Source organism: Halosolutus sp. DAT137 (assembly GCF_059736405.1).
This window is the reverse complement of the sequence record NZ_JCAQID010000003.1, coordinates 57023-76269: the sequence shown is the minus strand read 5'-3', so window position 1 is coordinate 76269 and position 19247 is coordinate 57023. Positions and strand designations below refer to the sequence as shown.

Annotated in this window: 17 protein-coding genes and 1 pseudogene; 9 read left to right on the top strand and 9 right to left on the bottom strand. The window is 64.7% G+C overall.

Annotated elements, in window-relative coordinates; genetic code table 11:
• Nucleotides 1-20 precede the first annotated feature (20 nt).
• Complete coding sequence (locus AC6I6L_RS07785) at nt 21-704, top strand: hypothetical protein (RefSeq protein ID WP_497917179.1); 684 nt, start codon at nt 21-23, stop codon at nt 702-704.
• Between the two features lie 33 nt (nt 705-737).
• On the opposite strand, the pseudogene AC6I6L_RS07780 reads toward AC6I6L_RS07785, so the two are convergent.
• Nucleotides 738-1309, bottom strand: a pseudogene (locus tag AC6I6L_RS07780) (cbb3-type cytochrome c oxidase subunit I); the annotation flags it as partial.
• Nucleotides 1310-1602: 293 nt separating this feature from the next.
• Between AC6I6L_RS07780 and AC6I6L_RS07775 the strand changes: the two are divergent.
• Both AC6I6L_RS07775 and AC6I6L_RS07770 read left to right on the top strand, forming a co-directional pair.
• Complete coding sequence (locus tag AC6I6L_RS07775; RefSeq protein ID WP_497917178.1) at nt 1603-2013, top strand: universal stress protein; 411 nt, start codon at nt 1603-1605, stop codon at nt 2011-2013.
• Nucleotides 2014-2097: 84 nt separating this feature from the next.
• On the top strand, nt 2098-2607 hold the full coding sequence (locus AC6I6L_RS07770; protein ID WP_497917177.1) for an HPP family protein: 510 nt from the start codon (nt 2098-2100) through the stop codon (nt 2605-2607).
• Nucleotides 2608-2678: 71 nt separating this feature from the next.
• On the opposite strand, the gene AC6I6L_RS07765 is transcribed toward AC6I6L_RS07770, so the two are convergent.
• Together AC6I6L_RS07765 and glmM are read right to left on the bottom strand one after the other, a co-directional pair.
• Complete coding sequence (locus AC6I6L_RS07765; protein ID WP_497917176.1) at nt 2679-3458, bottom strand: SDR family NAD(P)-dependent oxidoreductase; 780 nt, start codon at nt 3456-3458, stop codon at nt 2679-2681.
• Between the two features lie 108 nt (nt 3459-3566).
• Entirely contained in the window at nt 3567-4931 is a 1365-nt protein-coding gene (gene glmM, locus AC6I6L_RS07760; protein ID WP_497917175.1) for a phosphoglucosamine mutase, read from the bottom strand.
• Between the two features lie 135 nt (nt 4932-5066).
• On the opposite strand from glmM, the gene AC6I6L_RS07755 reads away from it, so the two are divergent.
• The 4 genes from AC6I6L_RS07755 to AC6I6L_RS07740 all read left to right on the top strand — a co-directional run bounded on the left by AC6I6L_RS07755 (nt 5067) and on the right by AC6I6L_RS07740 (nt 8221).
• Nucleotides 5067-5942, top strand: a complete 876-nt coding sequence (locus AC6I6L_RS07755; RefSeq protein ID WP_497917174.1) for an HVO_0234 family beta-propeller protein — start codon at nt 5067-5069, stop codon at nt 5940-5942.
• Nucleotides 5943-5992: 50 nt separating this feature from the next.
• A complete protein-coding gene (locus tag AC6I6L_RS07750) occupies nt 5993-6517 on the top strand; it encodes a hypothetical protein (RefSeq protein WP_497917173.1) in 525 nt (174 codons plus the stop codon).
• 125 nt (nt 6518-6642) lie between these two features.
• Complete coding sequence (locus AC6I6L_RS07745) at nt 6643-7497, top strand: ribose-phosphate diphosphokinase (protein WP_497917172.1); 855 nt, start codon at nt 6643-6645, stop codon at nt 7495-7497.
• A 175-nt stretch (nt 7498-7672) separates the two neighbouring features.
• Nucleotides 7673-8221 carry a heme NO-binding domain-containing protein gene (locus AC6I6L_RS07740; protein ID WP_497917171.1) on the top strand — a complete coding sequence of 183 codons (549 nt, stop codon included), beginning with the start codon at nt 7673-7675 and terminating at the stop codon, nt 8219-8221.
• Between the two features lie 118 nt (nt 8222-8339).
• Here the strand turns inward: AC6I6L_RS07740 and AC6I6L_RS07735 are convergent, their stop codons facing one another.
• Nucleotides 8340-10463, bottom strand: coding sequence for a CARDB domain-containing protein (locus tag AC6I6L_RS07735; protein ID WP_497917170.1), 2124 nt, complete (start codon nt 10461-10463; stop codon nt 8340-8342).
• Nucleotides 10464-10746: 283 nt separating this feature from the next.
• Between AC6I6L_RS07735 and AC6I6L_RS07730 the strand changes: the two genes are divergently transcribed.
• On the top strand, nt 10747-11850 hold the full coding sequence (locus AC6I6L_RS07730) for a DUF4382 domain-containing protein (RefSeq protein ID WP_497917169.1): 1104 nt from the start codon (nt 10747-10749) through the stop codon (nt 11848-11850).
• A gap of 287 nt (nt 11851-12137) precedes the next feature.
• Here AC6I6L_RS07730 and ileS read toward each other — a convergent pair whose 3' ends face one another.
• Together ileS and AC6I6L_RS07720 are read right to left on the bottom strand one after the other, a co-directional pair.
• A complete protein-coding gene (ileS, locus tag AC6I6L_RS07725; protein ID WP_497917168.1) occupies nt 12138-15389 on the bottom strand; it encodes an isoleucine--tRNA ligase in 3252 nt (1083 codons plus the stop codon).
• 106 nt (nt 15390-15495) lie between these two features.
• Nucleotides 15496-15717: a DUF8151 family protein gene (locus AC6I6L_RS07720; protein ID WP_497917167.1), complete on the bottom strand. Its 222-nt coding sequence runs from the start codon at nt 15715-15717 to the stop codon at nt 15496-15498.
• Between the two features lie 141 nt (nt 15718-15858).
• Here AC6I6L_RS07720 and AC6I6L_RS07715 point away from each other — a divergent pair, with 141 nt between their 5' ends.
• On the top strand, nt 15859-16536 hold the full coding sequence (locus AC6I6L_RS07715) for a uracil-DNA glycosylase (protein WP_497917166.1): 678 nt from the start codon (nt 15859-15861) through the stop codon (nt 16534-16536).
• Nucleotides 16537-16563: 27 nt separating this feature from the next.
• Here the strand turns inward: AC6I6L_RS07715 and AC6I6L_RS07710 are convergent, their stop codons facing one another.
• The 3 genes from AC6I6L_RS07710 to AC6I6L_RS07700 all read right to left on the bottom strand — a co-directional run bounded on the left by AC6I6L_RS07710 (nt 16564) and on the right by AC6I6L_RS07700 (nt 19196).
• Nucleotides 16564-17256: a glycerophosphodiester phosphodiesterase gene (locus AC6I6L_RS07710; RefSeq protein ID WP_497917165.1), complete on the bottom strand. Its 693-nt coding sequence runs from the start codon at nt 17254-17256 to the stop codon at nt 16564-16566.
• Between the two features lie 171 nt (nt 17257-17427).
• Entirely contained in the window at nt 17428-18108 is a 681-nt protein-coding gene (locus AC6I6L_RS07705) for an NTP transferase domain-containing protein (protein ID WP_497917164.1), read from the bottom strand.
• A gap of 101 nt (nt 18109-18209) precedes the next feature.
• Nucleotides 18210-19196: a CDP-glycerol glycerophosphotransferase family protein gene (locus AC6I6L_RS07700; RefSeq protein ID WP_497917163.1), complete on the bottom strand. Its 987-nt coding sequence runs from the start codon at nt 19194-19196 to the stop codon at nt 18210-18212.
• Between the last annotated feature and the right edge of the window lie 51 nt (nt 19197-19247).

Sequence of the window (19247 nt, the reverse complement as noted above, 5' to 3'; positions counted from 1 at the left end):
TCGAAACGTCACGTCGGTTGATGAGTCGAATCCGGACGGATACCGACCCGATCGACTGGGGTCGGATCATCGAGCGGCTCTGCTTTCTGTTCCCGCCGGTGATCGGGGTCGGCCTGATCGGCGTCGTCCGGGAGGCCGATCCCGGCGTCCCCCTTCTCGAACGGGGGCTGGTACTGGTCAGTACCTTCGGCTACACGCTCCTGACGATCGGACTCGTGATCGCCCTCGTTCTCGACGCACGCCGGGTTCGACGACGAGGCGGCGTCAGCAGCCACTGGAAACCGAACCCGTGGCTCAACGCCGCGTTCGCACTACTGTGGGCACCCGTTGCGGGCGTGTTCTATCTGTATCGACGACACGAGCGGTTCGGATCGCGACCGGGATGGTCCGGCTGGTGGCTCGTCGTCGCGCTCTCACTCGGCGCGACGCTACTCGGGGCCGCGATCGCGGCTATCGCGTTCGTCCTCTCGCTTCCGGGCGTGGTGACGACCGCGATCGCGACGTCCGGGGCGATCGCATTCGGCGCCTTTCCGATCGCGATCCATCAGGACGCCGCGTACGTCTGTACCCGCACCAAGGGGTGGCGGCCGAATCCAGGACTCTACCTCGGGGTGGCCTTCCTGGGTCTGTTCGTTCCCCCGTTGCAGCCACTCGTCGCGGGCTACTACCTCGCGAAGCGGCACACGGCGATCGGAACGCCTTGAGAAGCGACGCTCGAAAACCGAGCGACGGCGGAGTCAGTCGTCGTCGCTGACGACGCCCTCGCGTCGATCCGGCGCGATGCGATCTGCGATCACGTGCTCGCGGATCGTCGAGTCCTCGCTGACGGTCGCCTTGCGCTGGAAGAGCAGTTTCGCGTCGACGTCCCACGCGAAGACGATCGCGCCGGCGATCAACAGCGTGTCGCCGGGCATTCGGGGCCAAAACAGCGTCTGGATCGTTCCGCTGCTGTAAAAGGCGAGACGCTGCGAGGCGGCGTACCCCTCCGTAAACGCGACCTCGAGCTGGAGGAGCCGACCGGGAGCAAGGAGAGAAACAGCACGAGCGCGAGGCCGACGTTGCACAGCCAGAACGACCAGCGCAGTCGCCGCTCAGACCACCGCTCGGGTCGGGTCGTCACGCGCAGGATGTAGACGGCCATCCCCATCGCGAGGAAGCCGAAGGCACCGAACATCGCATCGTGGGCGTGGGCGACGGTGAGGTAGGTGCCGCTCTGGAAGTAGCTGATCACCGGCAGGTTTATGAAGAAGCCGATGATGCCGGCCCCGAAGAAGTTTCAGACCGACGAAGCGACGATGAAGTGAATTGCCTCGGGGCTTGACCCCGAGGCACTCTGCCTTGCAATCTGTAGAATCGATCGACGACCGCCGCGATCGCATCTTCACCACCGAGTCGCTCGTAGAGTGTCCTGGGCATCCGGTCGTACGTACTCAGCCTGACACGGTACCGGCCGTAAGACGAACCAATCCCGTCAGAAGCAGTCGAGCCAACGACTGGGACGATCGTCGTACCGTGTTCCCGGTGATCGCCACCCCGTTCGGGCGGTCTCCGAAACCGGATCCCAACAGATCGTATGAAGGAGCCACCCGTTCTACAGCCCGCATGACGAGTCACCTACTCGTTCCGATGGACGACTCCGAACCCGCCCGCACGGCTCTCGAGTACGCCCTCGATCGGTTCCCCGACGACGAGATCACGGTCGTCCACGCGATCGACGACCTGGAGGCGGGCTACGGCGGGCGGCCGCCCGCAGTCGGCGGGGACGGCACGGAGACGGATCCCGACTTTTTCGCGGACGTCGATCGACTCGCGGCTGAGTACGACAGGGACGTGGAGACCGAGGTAATCGAGGGGCAGGCCGCCGAGGCGATCCTCGCGTACGTCGACGACGAAGGGGTAGACGGCGTCGTGATGGGGAGCCAGGGGCGATCGGGCGTATCGCGGATACTGCTCGGAAGCGTCGCCGAGCAGGTCACGCGTCAGGCGGACGTGCCGGTAACGATCGTTCCGTGAATACCGCGCGCCGAGTCCCGAGTCCCGAACACCGATCGAATCCGTATCACGGGTATTTTCACCGCGACGCGACGAACGGACGGCATGGACGATCGCACGGGGACGACGCTACACACCGGCGTCCTCATTTCGACGACGGCCGCGCTGGCGTGGCTGTCGGGGTTACCGGTGTTGTTTCCGAGTCTCGGTCCCTCCGCGTTCGTCCTCGCGCTGTTTCAGGACAGTGAGGCGACCGCGCCACGGCGGGTAATCGGCGGCCACGCGATCGGCGTCGCCGCCGGCCTGCTGGCGTATCACCTGCTCGCGAGCGGAATCGTGATGACGGCCGCGATCGAACCGGGATCGATCGCAGGGCTTCGACTCGCAGCCAGCGGCGTGCTCGCGACGACGCTCACCGCCGCCGGAATGCTCGCGACCGACACGCGCCACCCGCCGGCCTGTGCGACGACCCTGATCGTCTCGCTCGGGTTGCTCCCGACCCTGTTCGAGGCCGCCCTCATCGTCTTCGCGGTCGTCGTGCTCGTACTCGCACACCGACTTCTGCTCGCAACGGAGCGTCTCGGGGCGGCGTGCGGCGAGTCGCTGCGGTCGTGACCGACGGCCGCGTTTCGGCCCGCAGTCTCGTCAGCGCGCGGTGTCGTCGGTTCGTGGAAGCGCCACGCCGGCTAGCGAACGGTGTATCCGCCGTCGAGAACGATCGTCTCCCCGGTCATGTACGCGGAGGCGTCGCTCGCGAGGTAGACCGCCGTCGGACCGAGCATCTCTGGGGTCGCCATCTCGTCGGCCAGCATTTCGCCCTCCCACGTCTCGACGGCGTCCGCGGCGACTTCCGCGCCCTGGTCTGCGTTATCGGTGGCGACGTATCCCGGCGCGAGGTTGTTTACGCGCACGTCGAACTCGGCCCACTCGGAGGCGAGTTGGTTCTTGAATCCCTCCAGTCCGGCCTTCGAGGCGTTGTAGGCCACCTGACGCTGGGGATAGTTCGCGATGAACGCGGACATCGAGGAGACGTTCAGGATAACGCCACCGCCGTTCTCGATCATCTCGCGGCCGGCCGCCCGCGAGCAGAGGAACGCCCCCGTGAGATTCGTCTCGAGGACCGCGGACCACTCCTCGAGCGACATCGTTTCGATCGCTTCGTGAATGACGATTCCGGCGTTGTTCACGAGCACGTCCAGCCCGTCGAATCGATCGACGGTCGCCTCGACCGTCGCTTCCACGGCGGCCTCGTCGGAAACGTCACACTCCACCGCGAGCGTCTCGGCTCCGGTCTCGTCCGCGATCGCCGCCGCCGCCGCTTCTCCTGCGGCCCCGTCGCGGTTTGCGACGACGACGTTCGCCCCCGCCTCCGCGAGTGCCGTCGCGATCGCGCGGCCGATACCGCGGTTCCCGCCGGTTACGATCGCCGTCCGTCCGTCGAGCGAAAACGCATCGAGCACTGTCACGGTAGTACCGGCGAACGAGACCGACAAAAACCTTCGCTCCCAGCGGTATCACGAGCAGGAGTTACCGTGAACGACGCAGAACACGGTACGACGATCGTACCAGTAGCGTTAGGCGTCGGCTTTCGCCTCGACCAGCGTCGCGTGCATATCTTCGAGGAGTTCCCTCGCGCGGCGTTCGTCGCGGGCTTCGGCGTAGATCCGAACGAGCGGCTCGGTCCCCGAGGGGCGGGCCAGCACCCACGCGTCGCCGTGGTCGAGTCGGTAGCCGTCGCGCGTGTTGAGTTCGGCGTCGGAAGCCTGAGCGTGGTTGGCCGCCGCGTCGACCATCGCGTCGCGTTCGGCCGTCGACTCGTAGCCGACGTTGCGCCGGACGTTCGCGTAGCCGTCATAAGGTGCGACGATCTCGCTGGCCGGGCGCTCGGCAACCAACTGGAGGAACCGGGCCGCCGTGAACGCGCCGTCGCGGGCGAGGCGGTAGCCGGGGAAGAAGACGCCGCCGTTGCCCTCGCCCGCGATCGGCACCCGCTCGCCGTTCGCTTCGAGTTCCCTGATGCGGGTGATGATGTTCGTCGAGCCGATCGGGGTGAGTTCGAGGGCGGCACCGACCTCGCCAACGACGTCGACGAGGCGCTGGGAAACGTTTACCGCGGAGACGGTGGTGTCGCCGGCCTCGAGTTCGGCGGCTGCGAGCGCCGCGAGGGTGGCGTCGCCCTCGACGTACTCGCCGTTTTCGTCGAAGAAGATGGCCCGATCGGCGTCGCCGTCGTGGGCGATACCGACGTCGGCGTCGGTCGCCCGGACGAGTCGCCCGAGATCCGTGAGGTTGTCGGGGACCGGTTCGGGGTTTCGGCCGGGAAAGTGGCCGTCTGGCTGGCCGTTGACGGTGACGACGCGACAGCCGAGTTCACGGAAAAACTGCGGGCTGGTGAGCGATCCGGAGCCGTGTCCGGGATCGAGCGCGACCGTCAACTCCGCGTCGGCGATCGACTGTCGGTCGACGGCCGCGAGCAGGTCGTCGACGTACGCGTCGGTCACACCGTCGACTTCCCGAACCTGGCCCGTCTCGTCCCACGGGGCGACGGCGAACGTTTCCGCGAGCAGCGTCTCCTCGATCGATTCGAGATCGGAAACTGCGAGTTCGATCCCGTCGCTGCCGACCAGTTTGACCCCGTTGTACTGCGGCGGATTGTGCGACGCCGTGATGACCATGACCGGAACCTCGTTCCACTCGGCGTAGGCCTGTGCCCCCGGCGTGGGGACGATGCCGAGACGATCGACGGCCGCGCCGGTGCTCGCCAACCCACTTGCAGCCGCGTCGGCCAGCATCCGCCCCGTATAGCGGGTGTCGCGCGCGACCGCGACGCGATCGCGCCCCCAGGCCGTCCCCGCCGCTTTCGCGACTCGCAGGACGAAGCCGGGCGTCAGTTCCTCGTTTGCGACGCCCCGCGCCCCGCTCGATCCGAAGACTTGCATTGGGCAGTCGTTGGACCGGACACCTCAAATGGATTCCGACACGGAGACTCGGCTCCAGTGTCCGCTCGATCGGCGGCAACCACTCGATGCCGTCGGAGACAGAACGCTTTCGGACTGGGGTCTCGACATATAGATATGGACTCTATCGAAGAGAAACGCGTCTACGGCGACCGCGCGGGCGCGATCGAGACCTACGTGGCGAGTTCGATCGGCGTCGTTCGGGTCCGGATCGCCGGCGACACCGTCGGCGAGTTCGGCCTCTGCGATCGCAGCGACGCGCGCGATATCGCGGCGACGTCGGAGGGGGGCGTCGCGATCGCCACCCCCGAAGACGTTCGCGTACTCGACACGGCCCACGGAGACGCGACCGAGGGATCGGAGGCGAACGAGGCGTTCGTCGACACCGGCTTCGGTCCGGCAATCGCCGTCGGCGGCGGTGACGAGGCGCTCCTTGCGGCCGGCCCCGACGGACACGTAGCGCGTCGGACGGACGAGGGCTGGGAGTCACTCGAGTGCGACGGGATCGGGACGGTGACGGCGATCGACGGGAGCCTCGTCGGCACCGAAACGGGCGTCTATCGCGTCCACGAAGGCCGACTGGATCACGCCGGCCTCACGGACGTACGAGACGTCTCCGCGGCCGGCGTTCCGCTGGCCGCAACCGCCGACGGCCTCTACAAACTCGGCAACGGCTGGATGGAGGTTCGCGAGGGCAGCTTCGACCTCGTCACGGCCGACCCACAGACCGATCGCGGACGACTCGATCGCGCCCACGCGGTCGCCGGCGAAACCGTCTACGCCCACGACCGGAGCGACGGCGAGTGGCGGGCACTCGAGGAAGCACCCGACGATGTGGCCGCGATCGCCTACGGTGAGTCGGTCTACGCCGTCACCGAGCGCGGGGACTTCCGAGTGGCGACTGACGGAAACGGCCCCGGAACCTGGCGCTCTCAGCCGATCGGCGTCCGCGGCGTGACGGGCGTCGCCGTGGCGTCGACACCGCCCCGGTGACGGTCAGCACACAGGAGCTATTATTTATCCTGAATGCATGGGTCGGTCACATGAGCGACCTTCCGCGACGACGGCTCCTCGCACTCGCCGGTACCGCAACGACCGCGGCGATCGCCGGCTGTTCGAGCGACGACGGCGAATCAGAGGAAAGTAGCGACGAGAACGGCGACGGTGGGAACGGCGTCGACGAAAACGGCGACGAGGAAGAACCGGCCGCGAGCGAGGAACGCAGCGAGATCGAACCCGAGACGGTGCTCGGTGAGATTTCCATCGAGAATCTCACCGAGGCAGCCCACACGATCGACGTGATCGTCGAGTTCGACGGGGAGTTCGAAGACTGGACGACGACCGAACTCGAGGGGCGAAGCGGTACCACGCTCGATCGCAATTGGCCGTCCGATCCGGGCTCGTTCCGGATCATCGCACGGCTCGACGGCGGCGAACCGACGGAGGTGACGCCCGCGAAGTGGAACGATCCCGACTGTCTCAACCTCGATATGCTGATCCGGGAGAGTGGCCTCTCCATCTCGGGTCGTACCGACGGCTGCGACGCGATCGGCACTGGCACAGACTGAACCGGCAGAGGGGACGGCAACGGGATACATCGGCAGCGACGGGAGATGGCGAAGTGGGTACCCTCCCGCTACCGCTCGATCGAGAGAACGAAAGCTGGTTTACCCCCCACGCTGTGGGAACGAGTATGATCGTTAGCGGATCCGCGTCGCAGGCTCTCGCCGCGGCGCTCGCAGCCGAACTCGAGGAACCGCTCGCCGCCGTCGAGTACGATCGCTTTCCCGACGGCGAACTGCTCGCGGCCGTCCCCGAAATCGACGCCGGGACCGATCGGGCCGTGATCGTCGCGTCGACGGTCTCGAGCGACGCGCACGTCGAACTCTTGCAACTGCAGGACGCCGTCCGCGAGAGCGGCGTCGACGAGATCGTCACGGTCCTGCCGTACATGGGCTACGCTCGCCAGGACAAGGCCTTCGACGCGGGCCACCCCGTCTCCGCGCGAGCGATGGCGCGAGCGATTTCGACCGGTGCGGATCGCGTGCTTACCGTCACTCCCCACGAGGAGGCCGTCTGCCAGTTCTTCGAGCCGACGGCGACGGCTGTCGACGCGTCCGGGAGACTGGCCGAACCGCTCCCGGACGACCTCATCGACCCCGTGTTCCTCTCGCCGGACGCGGGCGCGATCGAGCTCGCTGAAACGGTCCGGGACGCCTACGGCGCGGGCGAGACGGATTACTTCGAGAAAATACGTCACTCGGGCACCGACGTCGAGGTGACGCCGAGCGACGTCGACGTCACGGGCCGGGACGTCGTCGTCACCGACGACATTATCGCGACGGGGTCGACCATGAGCGAGGCCGTCAGCGTGCTCCGGGACCGGGGCGTCGGACGCGTCTTCGTCACCTGCGTCCACCCGCTGCTGGCCAGCAACGCCGTGACGAAACTCTCCCGCGCGGGCGTCGAAGCGATCTACGGCACCGACACGATCGAACGCGAGACGAGCGTCGTCTCCGTCGCCCCCTCGATTGCAGCCCACCTGTAACGCGTGCGCCGACGCCGACGACCGTTTATATCGGTTCGCTGTACTTACTCACAAATGACAGTTATCTCAACTGTTAAGTGACTCCCCTCTCTGTCGTCTAGGTGTTCGCGATTCGAGCTGTAGTCGACGCGGTCGATGACTGCCCAACCCGCTGTAACACCTCCCCACCATCTCGATGCACGGAATCGTCCACAAAACGCTCAAGGAGTACGTCGTTACGCGGACCGACGACGAAACCTGGGCGACGATCGTCGATCGTGCCGACATAGAGCCGACGCTGTATCTCCCGATTTCGTACTACGACGACGAGGAGATCGACGCGATCCTCGCGACGCTCTCCGGAATGGCGGTCCAGAACCGCCGGGCGATCGAACGCGACTTCGGACAGACGCTCGCCCCGGAACTCCTGCAGACGTTCAACGCCCACATCAACGCCGACTGGGATCTCGAGACCGTGCTCAGATCGGTCGAGACGATCGTCGAGAACCTCGAGCGAAGCGCCGACGAAATGTCGCTACCCGAGGTGACGTCGACGCCGAAGCCGGATGCGAACGCCGTCGTCATCAGCTACCGGACCGACCGCGAGCACCACTACTGCGGACTCGCACAGGGAATTTTGGAAGGGATCGTCAGATCGTTCGACGACGAGGCGAGCGTGACGAAGACGGCCTGTGCAAACGATACCGACAGCGACGTGTGTCAGTACCGTATCGACCTGGCCTGAGTCGTGACGGTACGCGTCGTCGCGGTTCCGAAAAAACGTGACCCATTTTCCGCGACGGATTCCACGTCCTCGAACGAAGAGTTCGTTTCAGCGCCACCAAACGAGAATCGATCGCCCGTCAGCGCGATCGTGACCGTTGCCGGCGCGTCCACATCCCCAGCAGCGAGAGGGCGATCGCAATCAGTACTGCTGGCGTGGCAAATCCGGGCATCTCCTCGACCGCGTCGACCGGACTCGTGGCGATCGAGACGGTCGTCGATCGATCCCCGACCGCGATTTCGTACTGCCCCGGGTCGTCGAACGACAGCGTCTCGCTCACCGTTCCCTGTTCGCCCGGGGCGACGACGACGGGTACCTCCGCGGCGACCCCTTCTGGCGTCCGAAACGCGAGCACGGTCACACCGGGTCGATCGTCGGCGGCCTCGACTGTCGCCGTGACCGTCAATTTCTCACCTGGGCCAGCATCCACGGGATCGATACGCAGGTCGGTCACAGTGACGCTCGACGGCGATCTAACGTACGCGGTGAACCGATCGGAGCCGACACGAACGTCGTAAACGCCCGGTTCAGCGGGTATCCACGTCAGCGAGTCGGTCGTTCGGTCGCCTGTCGATATCGAGACTCGACGGTGGTCGACGACGGTACCGTCGACGGAAAGCGTCACGTCGGCAGTGCCGTCGCGCTCGCCGACGTTCGCCGCGGAAACGGGTACCGTGACGGTCGTACCTTCCGGAATCGCGACCTCCGCGATCGAGTCACTATCGACGGGACCGCCAGGAGGCCACGGCTCGCCGTCGACCTCGATCGCAGCGGCGTCGAATCCGTACTCGAACTGCGCTACAGGCTGATCGAAGGCATCCTCGTGAGTCACGCGAGACCACATCTCGGGCGTCTGGTCCGTCTGGGTGTACTGCTCGGCGGCGTTCCTGACGTCCGCGCCGCCTTCCGACTCGACTGCCTCGAGGAAATCCGTCTCGGTCACGGGACCGTCCATCCCGTTGAGCGACCGGAACACGTCTTCGAGCGTTCGATCGCCCTCCGTGGCAAGGCGCAACTGCCGATCGAGGTCGCCGTAGACGAGCGCTCCTTTCACGTAGTCGGTTCGATCGTCCGCCCAGGTCCCCAGGTCGGAGAGAGTGGCGTCCGCGTACGGACTTCGTTCGCCCGCTTCGAGTGCGCTGCTGAACGCATCGAAGTCGACCAGCCCCTGTTCGAGTGCAAGCAACGCGGCGTAGTACTCTGCCTGCGCTTCGACGAGCCACTCCGTTTCGGTCGCCGTGCCGACCTCGGAGTTGGCAAACGCCTGTCGCGCGTGGACGTATTCGTGGAGCCAGACGTTCGTCGCCTCCTCGAGCGGTGCGTCGGCGACCACCCACGCGTCGGATTCGCTGTACTGGATCCCGCGTGCCGCCCAGTCGACGCCGTCGGTCGGCACCGCGACGAGGAACACCTCGTCGTGACTCGACCCGACGTCGAGCCGATCGCTCGCGGCGACGAGCGCCTCGAGAATGTCGTCTGGTGATTCGACGAGATCGGCGTCGTCGGCCACCGCGAGCCTGATCCGTTCGGTGTCGCCGGTTCGCTCGTACTCCGTCACCGGCCCGAGGTAGGCGATGTCGCCACCGGTCGCACCGGGACCGTCGACGCGAACCTCCTCCTCGATCCCGACGGGTTCGGTCTGGCGAAGCGAGAATCCGACGCCCGGAACCTGCACGACGGCCCAGTCGCCGGTGTCGACGAACGTGTAGCCGTCTCCGTCGCCCGACTGAATTGCGTCCCGTCCGCTCGCGCGATCGGCGTGACCGTCGTACCCCGTCCGATTGGCCGGCATCGTAAATCGAACCGCGGGCTGGTCGGTCGTCTCGGTCCACTGGTAGGTCCCGTCTCCGGTTCGCTCGAAGCCATCCGTCAACTCGACGGACGCGGCGGGTTCGAGTTCGATCTCGAGTTCAGTCACCGGCTCCGGGATCGAGAAGGTCATTTCGGCTTCGAACTCGCCCGGCCGATCGGAGAGCTGGCGGATGACGGTGCTCCGGTGGAGGACGTCGTCGGTCCCGGAAGCCGTGCCCGCCGATTCAGTGGTCCCGCTCGCCGCGGTAGCATCGGTCAGTTCGAAGTGTGGGGTGGCGTCGGATCCCGCCGTCGATCCGTGCGCCCCGGTTGCATCAACTGCGCCGACGCTCGCCGGAACTGTTGTAACGAGTAAACAGACGACAACGACGAGACTGACCCGGGAGTTCACAGAGAGACACTGGAAACTGACAGTCAAGACTTTTGCGGTAGTTTAACTGACGCAACGGCTCAGTCTGCGAATTTCGATTAGATAGGGAGCTGAGACGAGAGTTCAAAATCCACCGATACTGTAGCCGAGGTGGCAACGATCGCGAACCCGCCCCTCCGTGGAGAAAAAACCGTCTGATCGAACGGTCACTTATGATTGAACGTTCGGTAAAAACGATTGTAAACGATTCTAACCGAACGAACGGCCGGCGTCTCTTAAGCCGGTACCGTTTGACGGGGCAATTATGGCAGAAAATCAGCCGAGTCGCGATCGGAGCCGAAACGACGATCAGTCCGAATCCACCGTGGACCGGCGGACGTTTATCGCCGCCGGTGGCGGTGTCAGTGCGACGCTGCTCGCCGGGTGTACGTCGGAGTCCTCGGCGGACGGGGAGAGCGGATCGCCGGAGGACGAAGACGCCGAAGAGTCCACTGACGACTCGGGCACTGGTAGTGAGAACTTCCGGCTACTCGTCAGTGACATGCCGGCCGACATCGGGGATTTCGACAGTCTGGACGTCTCCTTCGACGAGGCCCGTATCTTCGACGGCGGGAGCGAGGAATCGGACGACGAAGCCGAAGCGGACGACAACGAAGCCGACGACGAAAACGGAGCCGAGGAAGAACGGGCGGACGACGGGGACAGCGTCGACGATCCGGACGACGCAGACGACGAGGCGGAGGACGAAGATGAACAATCCAGGGAGGGAGACGAGGACGAGGGCGAAGATGAGGAAGACGGCGAAAACGGAGATGACAGCGAAAACGAAGAAGACGAAGAGGACGAGAAAGCCGACAACGTCCAGCGAAAACGCGGGTTCTACATTCTCGATCTCGACGACGCGACGGTGGACCTGACGCAGGTCGTCGGTGACAAAGCGATGAACGTTTTCGAGGGTGCCCTGTCGGAGGGCACCTACGAAAAGATCGAACTTCACGTCTCGAATGCCGAGGGGATCGTCAAGGGCGAGGCCGTAGAGGTGAAGGTCCCGAGCGAAAAGCTCCAGCTCACCAAATCGTTCGAGATCACCGGCGACGAACCCGTCGAGTTCGTGTTCGACATCAACGTCGTCAAACGCGGCCCGAACAACGGCTACAACCTGAAGCCCGTGATCTCGAAGAGTGGTATCAACGGCAAGGACGTCGACGTGAAAGCGCTGGGCGAGGACGAGGACGAAAGCGACGAGTCGGGAGACGAGACGGGAGAGTCCAAAGACGACGACGGAGATGGGGAAGAAAGCCCGGACGACGGAGACGGCCACGAAGGTCCGGACGACGGTGGGGACAACGAACCGAACGAGGAAGACGAAACTGGCGAGAACGGTACCGTCGGTGGAGAGGATCAGTAAGGCCGTTTGGTGAACCGTTCCGCTCCCACCGGCCCGCCGCCGATCTGAAACAACGCCCGAACCGATCGGCGGCGTCTCGATCCGAGATGTTCTCGTGGTGGTTCGACGGTTTCGCGATGTTTCGACTACTCCGACGCCTCAGCAGCCGCCACCGGCGCGATCGCGATCTCGCATCCACCTTTTTCCGCGTCGGGTTCGGTCGCAAGGCTCCCTCACCACTCGCGCAAAAATCTGGGCCAAAAAAACAGACCGATCGGCTCCGCCTCTCGGTCTGAAAATTACTATCCCTACTCCGACGCCTCAGCAGTCGCCACCGGCGCGATCGCGATCTCCATCGACACGCCTTCGACTTCCCACTCCTTGCGGTGGCCGTCCTCGACGGTGCCGATTTCGTCGGCACGGACTTCCTCGCGGATCAGGGCCGTTCGTTCGTCGACGAGGGCGGCGACGCGATCGTCGTCGATCGCGAGATCTAGCGCGATTCGTTCCTCGACGTCCAGATCGAGATCCTTGCGCATCTCCTGGACGCGGCGGATGACCTCGCGAGCGTAGCCCTCGCTTTCGATGTCGTCGGTCAGCGAGGCGTCGACGTAGACGACGCCGCGATCGTCGCCGTTCAGGCCGAACGCGGTGCCGGCGATGCCCTCGGGCGTCTCCGTGACGAAGGAAACCATCGACTCTTCGAGTTGCTCGCCGTCTTCAAGCACGTCTCCAAGGGCGGCTTCGAGCGCCTCGAGCGACGGCTCCTCGATGCGGGCTTCGTTGAGCGCGTTCATGACCTGTCCGGCGCGATCGCCGAAGGCCGGGCCGAGTTCGCTCATGTCGGCCTCGGCGCTGTAATTTAGTTCGCCCCAGCGATCGTCGGGCGAGATGAGTTCGATCTCGCGGACGTTGAGGCGATCCTCGAGCAGCGGCGTGTGTCGGGAGACGGCGTCGACGACGCGCTGATCGTCGGCAGCGTCAGACGACGTCTGACTGGCTTCCGGGCTTCGCCCGGAAACCGCGACGACGACGCGCGGGACGGGCCAGCGAAGCTTGCGGCCTGCTTGCTGGCGGGCGTTCCCGCCGGCTTCCTCGATCGCGCGGAGAATGGCGACGTCGTCTTCGAGTTGCTCGTCCTCCCAGTATTCCTCGACCGCGGGCCAGTCTTCCATGTGGACCGTCGGGTGGCCGTCCTCGGCGGTGAGCGTGCCGTAGATTTCCTCGCTGATAAAGGGCGCGAAGGGTGCGAGCAGGGTGACGCTCTCGCGGAGGACGTGGTAGATCGTCGCGTAGGCGGCCTCCTTGGAGGCGCTGTCGTCTTCCTCCCACATGCGTTCCCGAACCGCCTGCACGTAGAATCGGGAGACATCCTCGACGACGAACTCGATCAGGGCGTCGACCGCACGATCCTGACGGTAGTCCTCGAAGTGTGTGGTCATCTCCGCCTTGGTCGACTGCAGGCGGGCGAGGATCCACTCGTCGATCAGTTCGAGGTCATCGTCTACATCCTCGAGCGTCGTTTCCTGCGGATCGAAGCCGTCCAGTCGCATGTACGGCAGCGGGAACCGGAAGACGTTCCACAGCGTCCGTAAGTGATTCTCCATCGTCTGCATGCCGTCCCACGAGAAGCGCATGTCGTCGCCCTGTGGGTTGTTCGACAGCAAGAACAGCCGCATAGTGTCTCGACCGTGACGATCGATCGCCTCGTGTGGATCGACCAGAATGTCCTTGGACTTGCTCATCGCGCGGCCGTCGGGCATGAGCGCGTGACCGTGCATCAGGACTTCCTCGTAGGGAATCTCACCGAGTGCGGCGGTTCCCATGCCGAGTTGCGACCAGAACCAGCCCCGCGTCTGGTCGTGGGCCTCGAGGATGAGGTCGGCGGGCCAGAGTTCGTCGAACCGGCTGTCGTCCGACGGGAAGTCGAGGGTGCCCCAGGAGGCGACCGAGGAGTCGAGCCAGACGTCGAACACGTCGGGCACGCGCGTGTACGTGGTGTCGCCCTCGGTGATCGTCAGGTCGTCGACCGTGTCCTTGTGGAGGTCCACGGTTTCGGGATCGATCTCCTGGTCGACGCACTCGGCCAGTTCCTCGCGATCGCCGATAACGATCCGATCTTGATCGTCGTCGCGATCCTCGGGCGTCCAGACGGGAAGCGGAATGCCCCAGTATCGCTGGCGGGAGACGTTCCAGTCGGGGGCGTCCTCGACGAAGTCCCGGAAGCGGTTGTCCCGTGCCCAGTTGGGATGCCATTCGCTGTCCTCGATGTTGTCGAGCAGTTCGTCCTTGACGTCCGTCACCGTGATGAACCACTGGTCGGTGACGATCTGGAGGATACCCGTATCACAGCGCCAGCAGTGGCCGTAGCTGTGTTGGACGTGACCCGAGGCGAGCAACGCGCCGTTGTCCTCGAGGTCGGCCGTGATCTCCGAATCGGCGTCTTTGACGAACTGACCCTCGTACTTGCCCGCTTCCTCGGTGTAGACGCCGTCGCCGCCGACGGGACAGAAGATGGGAAACCCGAGTTCGCGGCCGCGCTCGAAGTCGACCTCACCGTGGCCGGGCGCGGAGTGGACGAGACCGGTGCCATCGCCGTCCGTATCGACGTACTCGGCGGCGTACACCTCGAAGACGCCCTCCCCGTCGACGTGGTCGGGAACCTCCTCGGCGAGCGGGTGTTCGTAGGACCAGCCGAGCATGTCCGCGCCGGTAAGCTCTTCGACGACTTCGTAATCGTCGTACCGCCCCTCCCGCAGAACCTCTTCGTGCTTCGCCCCGGCGACGTACAACAGTTCTTCTTCGCCGTCTTTCTCCGCCCGCACGCCGACGTAGTCGCCCTCCTCGTCGACCGCGACGAACGTGTTCGCGGGAATCGTCCACGGCGTAGTCGTCCAGATGACGACCGATCCCTCACGACCCTCCAGGTCGAACTTCACGTAGATCGAAGGGTCCTCGACGTCGTCGTACTCGACTTCGTTGTTCGCGATCGCGGTCTCACACCGCGGACACTGCGAGATCGATCGGTGGCCTTTCTCGACGAGGCCGCGGCCGGCGGCCTTCGAGAAACCCCACCAGGCGGCTTCCATGTACTCGGGGCTGAGCGTCCGGTAGGGGTCGTCCCAGTCCATCCAGACGCCGAAATCCTGGAAGTCCGACTGGAGACCCTCGAGTTGTTCGTTGGCGTAATCCTTGCACTCCTGGATGAAGTTCTCCTCGCCGTAGGCCTCGATGTCCTGTTTGTTCTCGAAGCCGAGTCGCTCCTCGACGCGGGTCTCGATCGGCAGGCCGTGCATGTCGTAGCCCGGCCGATCCGTCACGTCGTAGCCCTGCATGCGGAGATAGCGGATGTAGACGTCTTTCAGGGACTTGTTCCAGGTGGTCCCCATGTGCGCCGAGCCGGAAGTGTACGGCGGCCCGTCGACGAAGAAAAACGAGTCGCCGTCCGATCGATGCTCGACCGTCTGCTCGTAGGCGTCGACCTCGTCCCAGTAGTCGAACACCCGTCGTTCGAGTTCGTGGGGGTCGTACTGGTCGTCGACCTCGCCGAATCTGCTCATACGGGACGTAACTGGCTGGGACAGTAAAGAGGAATCGATATTGCGGGTCCGGCGAGTCGATCGGCGGACCGAACGGCTCCTGAGACGGCGGCCGACTCGTGCCGGCTCAGACGAGTTGTGAGAGTACTTTCTTGTACCCGATGCCGTAGGCTCCGGCGTAGAGCATGACACAGCCGATCGCCGCGAGCCAGAGGGCGACCATCGCTTCGCCCGAACCGAGGTGCTGGACGCTCGCGTACTCTGCGAGGAGTCCGCCAGCCGTGAGTGCCCCTGCGATGACGGTATAGACCAGCAGCGAAAGCGATTCGACGAGGAGTTCTGGTGGCATTACCCATCCAGAACCGCTCGGAGACCGTAAATCTGTCCCTCCGCTCGGAACGCGACCGTGGGCGACCCAGCGCCCACCGATCGATCGGCTGTTGGAAATCGAAATCCAACGCGCTAACTCCGTCGCCCGAGTACGTCGACCGTGGCACCCACCGACTCCACACCCGAGGCGGACGCACTCTCCGTTCCCGAGTCACGGACCGTCCTCGAGGCCGACTGCCGGCGCTGTCCGTCGCTGGTCGACTCTCGCGAATGCATCTCCTGGGGCACCGGCGATCGGGATGCGAGCGTCCTCGTCGTGGGCGAAGCGCCGGGCTACGGCGATCCTGACGCCGATCGCTGGCGGGGCGGCAACTGGACAGGCAGGGCCTACACCTCCCGGCACTCCGGGCGACGGATTCGGCGTATGCTCGATCGAATCGGGTACGGCGACGACGCGTACTACACGAACGCGGTGAAGTGCTTTCCTCAAGATCCCGACCAACCGATGAGCAACCGCGAACCCACCGCCGAGGAGCGATCGAACTGCCGCGACCACCTCCTGACCGAACTCGACCTCGTCGATCCGGCGGTCGTCCTCGCGACCGGGAAACACGCGACGAAAACCGTGCTCGCCGCGGACGGTCGCGAACTCGACGGGTTTCTCGACAGCGTACTCGAACCGATTGAGTGTACGGAGCTCGGCGTCTGGCTCCTGCCGATCTTGCATCCCTCCTACCAAGACGTCTGGATCGGGCGACTCGGCTACGAGTCCGACGACTACCTCGCGGCGATCGAAGAGACGATCGACGACCTCCGTGCGAATCCGATCGACGAGTAGCGATCAAGATCGTAATCGGTATCATCGCTACGACTCGCTGGACGGGAACAGTGACGACGGCACAACGTCCCAGCGATCGGCGGTGACACCGTCGACGCCAGCCTCGGAGAGGGCCCGAACGTGCTCGACCGTCCGTGCCGCTTTCCAGGCGATGACGCCGAACCCGTGTTTGCGGGCGGCGGATACGACATCGGTCTCGAAGCAGAGGTCGTAATGGGGAAACACGTGCGTACAGCCGAGATCGACCGCCAGCGAGAGGTTCACGGCGGGATCGTCGCCGAAGAGCAGCCCGTTGGGAACGTCCACGTAGCCCGCTTCGATCTCCGCCAGCGCTTCGGGGAGAAACGACGACACGCGAACGTCAGTCCCGGCAGCCATGGCCAACTGCAGCGTATCCGAGGCGATACCCTGCTCTTTCAGCTCTAGTTGAACAGTGACATCGCTCGGCACGGCCTGCAAGATCGTTTCGAGACGCGGAATCGATTCGTTCGACTCGAGGACGGTCAGCTCACGAAGCTCGGACCACGGCGTCTCCGAAACTCGTCCGCTCGCGTCGGTGACGCGATCGAGCGTCTCGTCGTGAAATGCAACCAGTTCATCCGACCCGCATCGTCGAACGTCGACCTCGATCGCGGGCAGACGGTGTGCGGCCTCGCGCATCGCGAGAAGGGTGTTTTCCGGACACTGAGCCGCACAGCCACGATGGCCGATAATTTCCATCTACCGGAGTCCCAACAGCCGAAGATAATCAATATTGTGGTTTTATCGGCCAACATAGAATATTTGTGTAATTTCTCTCGGGTATTACTATCACTCCGATAGACAACTATTGAAAACCGCACGTGTTCAGGCTCGGCGGCCGGCTGTCAGTTCTGTGTTCACGATCGGTGCTCAGGCACACCGAATTTGTTCGGATGCGAGCCACGAACGAACTCGATCGAGGTCCGCCGGCCGGTTGATCTCGACGTGTCGGTCGGCCGGGATCAACAGCGGTTGGGTCGGCGTCCGAGGGTACACGCAGGGATACCAGTCGTCGAGCCGTTCTTGCAGTACCCGAATCGCCGCCGTACGGTGATTGCGGCTCAGAATTCCGATTCCGGCGTGCTGGTGGCCCTCGATGAGGCCGTAGGCGGTTACGCGCCCCGATTCGTTCCACCGGATTGCCGTCTCTGAGTCCTGGAGCCCGGGAATGCAGCCGACCGTGTTCAGCCGCCCACCGAGCACGTCGAACTGCGTCGTCAACCGTTCGACCTCGCGTGCGTCGACCAGCACGTCGCCGTTTAGCACCAGCAGATCGTCGTCGATCCGCCTGAGCGCGAGGAGCAACGACGCGGCGTTTTCGTACTGGTCCCACTCCTCGAGAACGATCGGGTCTTCCGGGTTGTACCGATCGAGGACGGTCTCAGCACGGTAGCCGAGGACGACGGTCGTTCTGTCGACGTATGGGGAGAGCAGTTCGCACTGGCGATCGTACAGCGTCCGATCGTCGAACTCGAGGAAGGCTTTCGGGACGGTTTCGGTGTAGTGGCCCATCCGTCGGCCCTCGCCCGCAGCGAGAATCACGGCGTGCATCGGCACACCCCCTTTCCAACCGGGATCACATCACGCATCGATACACCCCACTCACGGTTACGAGTACGGCCTGCATCGCCACACCTCCGTCACGGCCGTGATCACGACCTGCACCGCAACACCTCCCGTGCAGCCCGTTCACCCGCCTTCCCGTCCATTGGGATTCCAAGCCGTTCGAGCCACGACGCCCGTCGCCGCGTTGTGGCGTCCGGTTCGCCGTTGTGGTAGAGGTCGTCGATCAGCGCGAGGTCGATCGCGTCCCTCGTGACGCCGATCGGAGGTACTTCGCGGTCCGGCGCGTCGATAGCTGTGAGCTGTACGAGCGGCCGGCCGGTGTGGAGCCACTCGGCGATCGATCCGGAGTAGTCCGAAATGAGGATATCCGATCGACGCATGCTCTCGATGGGCGTCGTAGCCGTATCGAAGACGACGTTCGGAATCTCGGCGATCAGTTCCCGACAGTCGCGGGTAACGGGAAGTCCCGGCCCCTCACGTCTGTCAGTTGGGTGGGGCCGAAAGAGCAGTTCGTATGCCGTGTGTGCGAAACGCTCGACGACGGCGCGGGCGGTGTTCGCGTACGCACCTCGACCAACCTTGTAATTCGTCGGCGCGTACAGCACTCGACGTTCGCGAGGCGGCGGTGCGTCGACCAGCACGTCGGCTTCCGGAATGCCGACGGCTGCGACGGTCACGCCGGGCGGTGCCACCGCTCGGTAGGCCCTCGCCCACCGTTCGCCGGGCGCGAGCGCGGCGGCGACGTGTTCGAGAACGGTCGACGTTGTCACCTCGATCTCACCGCGACCGATCGACGCACCGTGGCGCAGGTGAACCAGCGGGTACTCTTCGTAGAAGGAAAACCGCTCGATCCCGAACCGGTGGTTGTAGACGACGACGGCGGGGTCGATCGCACGCACGTTTTCGTCGACCGCACCAGGGTCGTCTACGTCGATTTCGGCGATGCGATCGCTACAGCCGCGTGCGTCCGCCCGAACTGGGACGAATGCGGACTCAGCGTCGACGTGTCTATCGATCGCCTCGAACGTCTTTCGCATGAACGGTCGCTCGATCGCGTACAGTACCTCGACCATAGGGTGAACACCTCCACGCGCCTCGACGGAGGCTCTCGGTCCGGTCAGTGA

Excerpts from the sequence above, each read along its gene's own strand:
- AC6I6L_RS07785 (WP_497917179.1), top strand. The coding sequence starts at position 21 with ATGAGTCGAATCCGGACGGATACCGACCCGATCGACTGGGGTCGGATC.
- AC6I6L_RS07775 (WP_497917178.1), top strand. The coding sequence starts at position 1,603 with ATGACGAGTCACCTACTCGTTCCGATGGACGACTCCGAACCCGCCCGC.
- AC6I6L_RS07770 (WP_497917177.1), top strand. The coding sequence starts at position 2,098 with ATGGACGATCGCACGGGGACGACGCTACACACCGGCGTCCTCATTTCG.
- glmM (WP_497917175.1), bottom strand. The coding sequence starts at position 4,931 with ATGCAAGTCTTCGGATCGAGCGGGGCGCGGGGCGTCGCAAACGAGGAA.
- AC6I6L_RS07755 (WP_497917174.1), top strand. The coding sequence starts at position 5,067 with ATGGACTCTATCGAAGAGAAACGCGTCTACGGCGACCGCGCGGGCGCG.
- AC6I6L_RS07750 (WP_497917173.1), top strand. The coding sequence starts at position 5,993 with ATGAGCGACCTTCCGCGACGACGGCTCCTCGCACTCGCCGGTACCGCA.
- AC6I6L_RS07745 (WP_497917172.1), top strand. The coding sequence starts at position 6,643 with ATGATCGTTAGCGGATCCGCGTCGCAGGCTCTCGCCGCGGCGCTCGCA.
- AC6I6L_RS07740 (WP_497917171.1), top strand. The coding sequence starts at position 7,673 with ATGCACGGAATCGTCCACAAAACGCTCAAGGAGTACGTCGTTACGCGG.
- AC6I6L_RS07730 (WP_497917169.1), top strand. The coding sequence starts at position 10,747 with ATGGCAGAAAATCAGCCGAGTCGCGATCGGAGCCGAAACGACGATCAG.
- ileS (WP_497917168.1), bottom strand. The coding sequence starts at position 15,389 with ATGAGCAGATTCGGCGAGGTCGACGACCAGTACGACCCCCACGAACTC.
- AC6I6L_RS07720 (WP_497917167.1), bottom strand. The coding sequence starts at position 15,717 with ATGCCACCAGAACTCCTCGTCGAATCGCTTTCGCTGCTGGTCTATACC.
- AC6I6L_RS07710 (WP_497917165.1), bottom strand. The coding sequence starts at position 17,256 with ATGGAAATTATCGGCCATCGTGGCTGTGCGGCTCAGTGTCCGGAAAAC.
- AC6I6L_RS07705 (WP_497917164.1), bottom strand. The coding sequence starts at position 18,108 with ATGCACGCCGTGATTCTCGCTGCGGGCGAGGGCCGACGGATGGGCCAC.
- AC6I6L_RS07700 (WP_497917163.1), bottom strand. The coding sequence starts at position 19,196 with ATGGTCGAGGTACTGTACGCGATCGAGCGACCGTTCATGCGAAAGACG.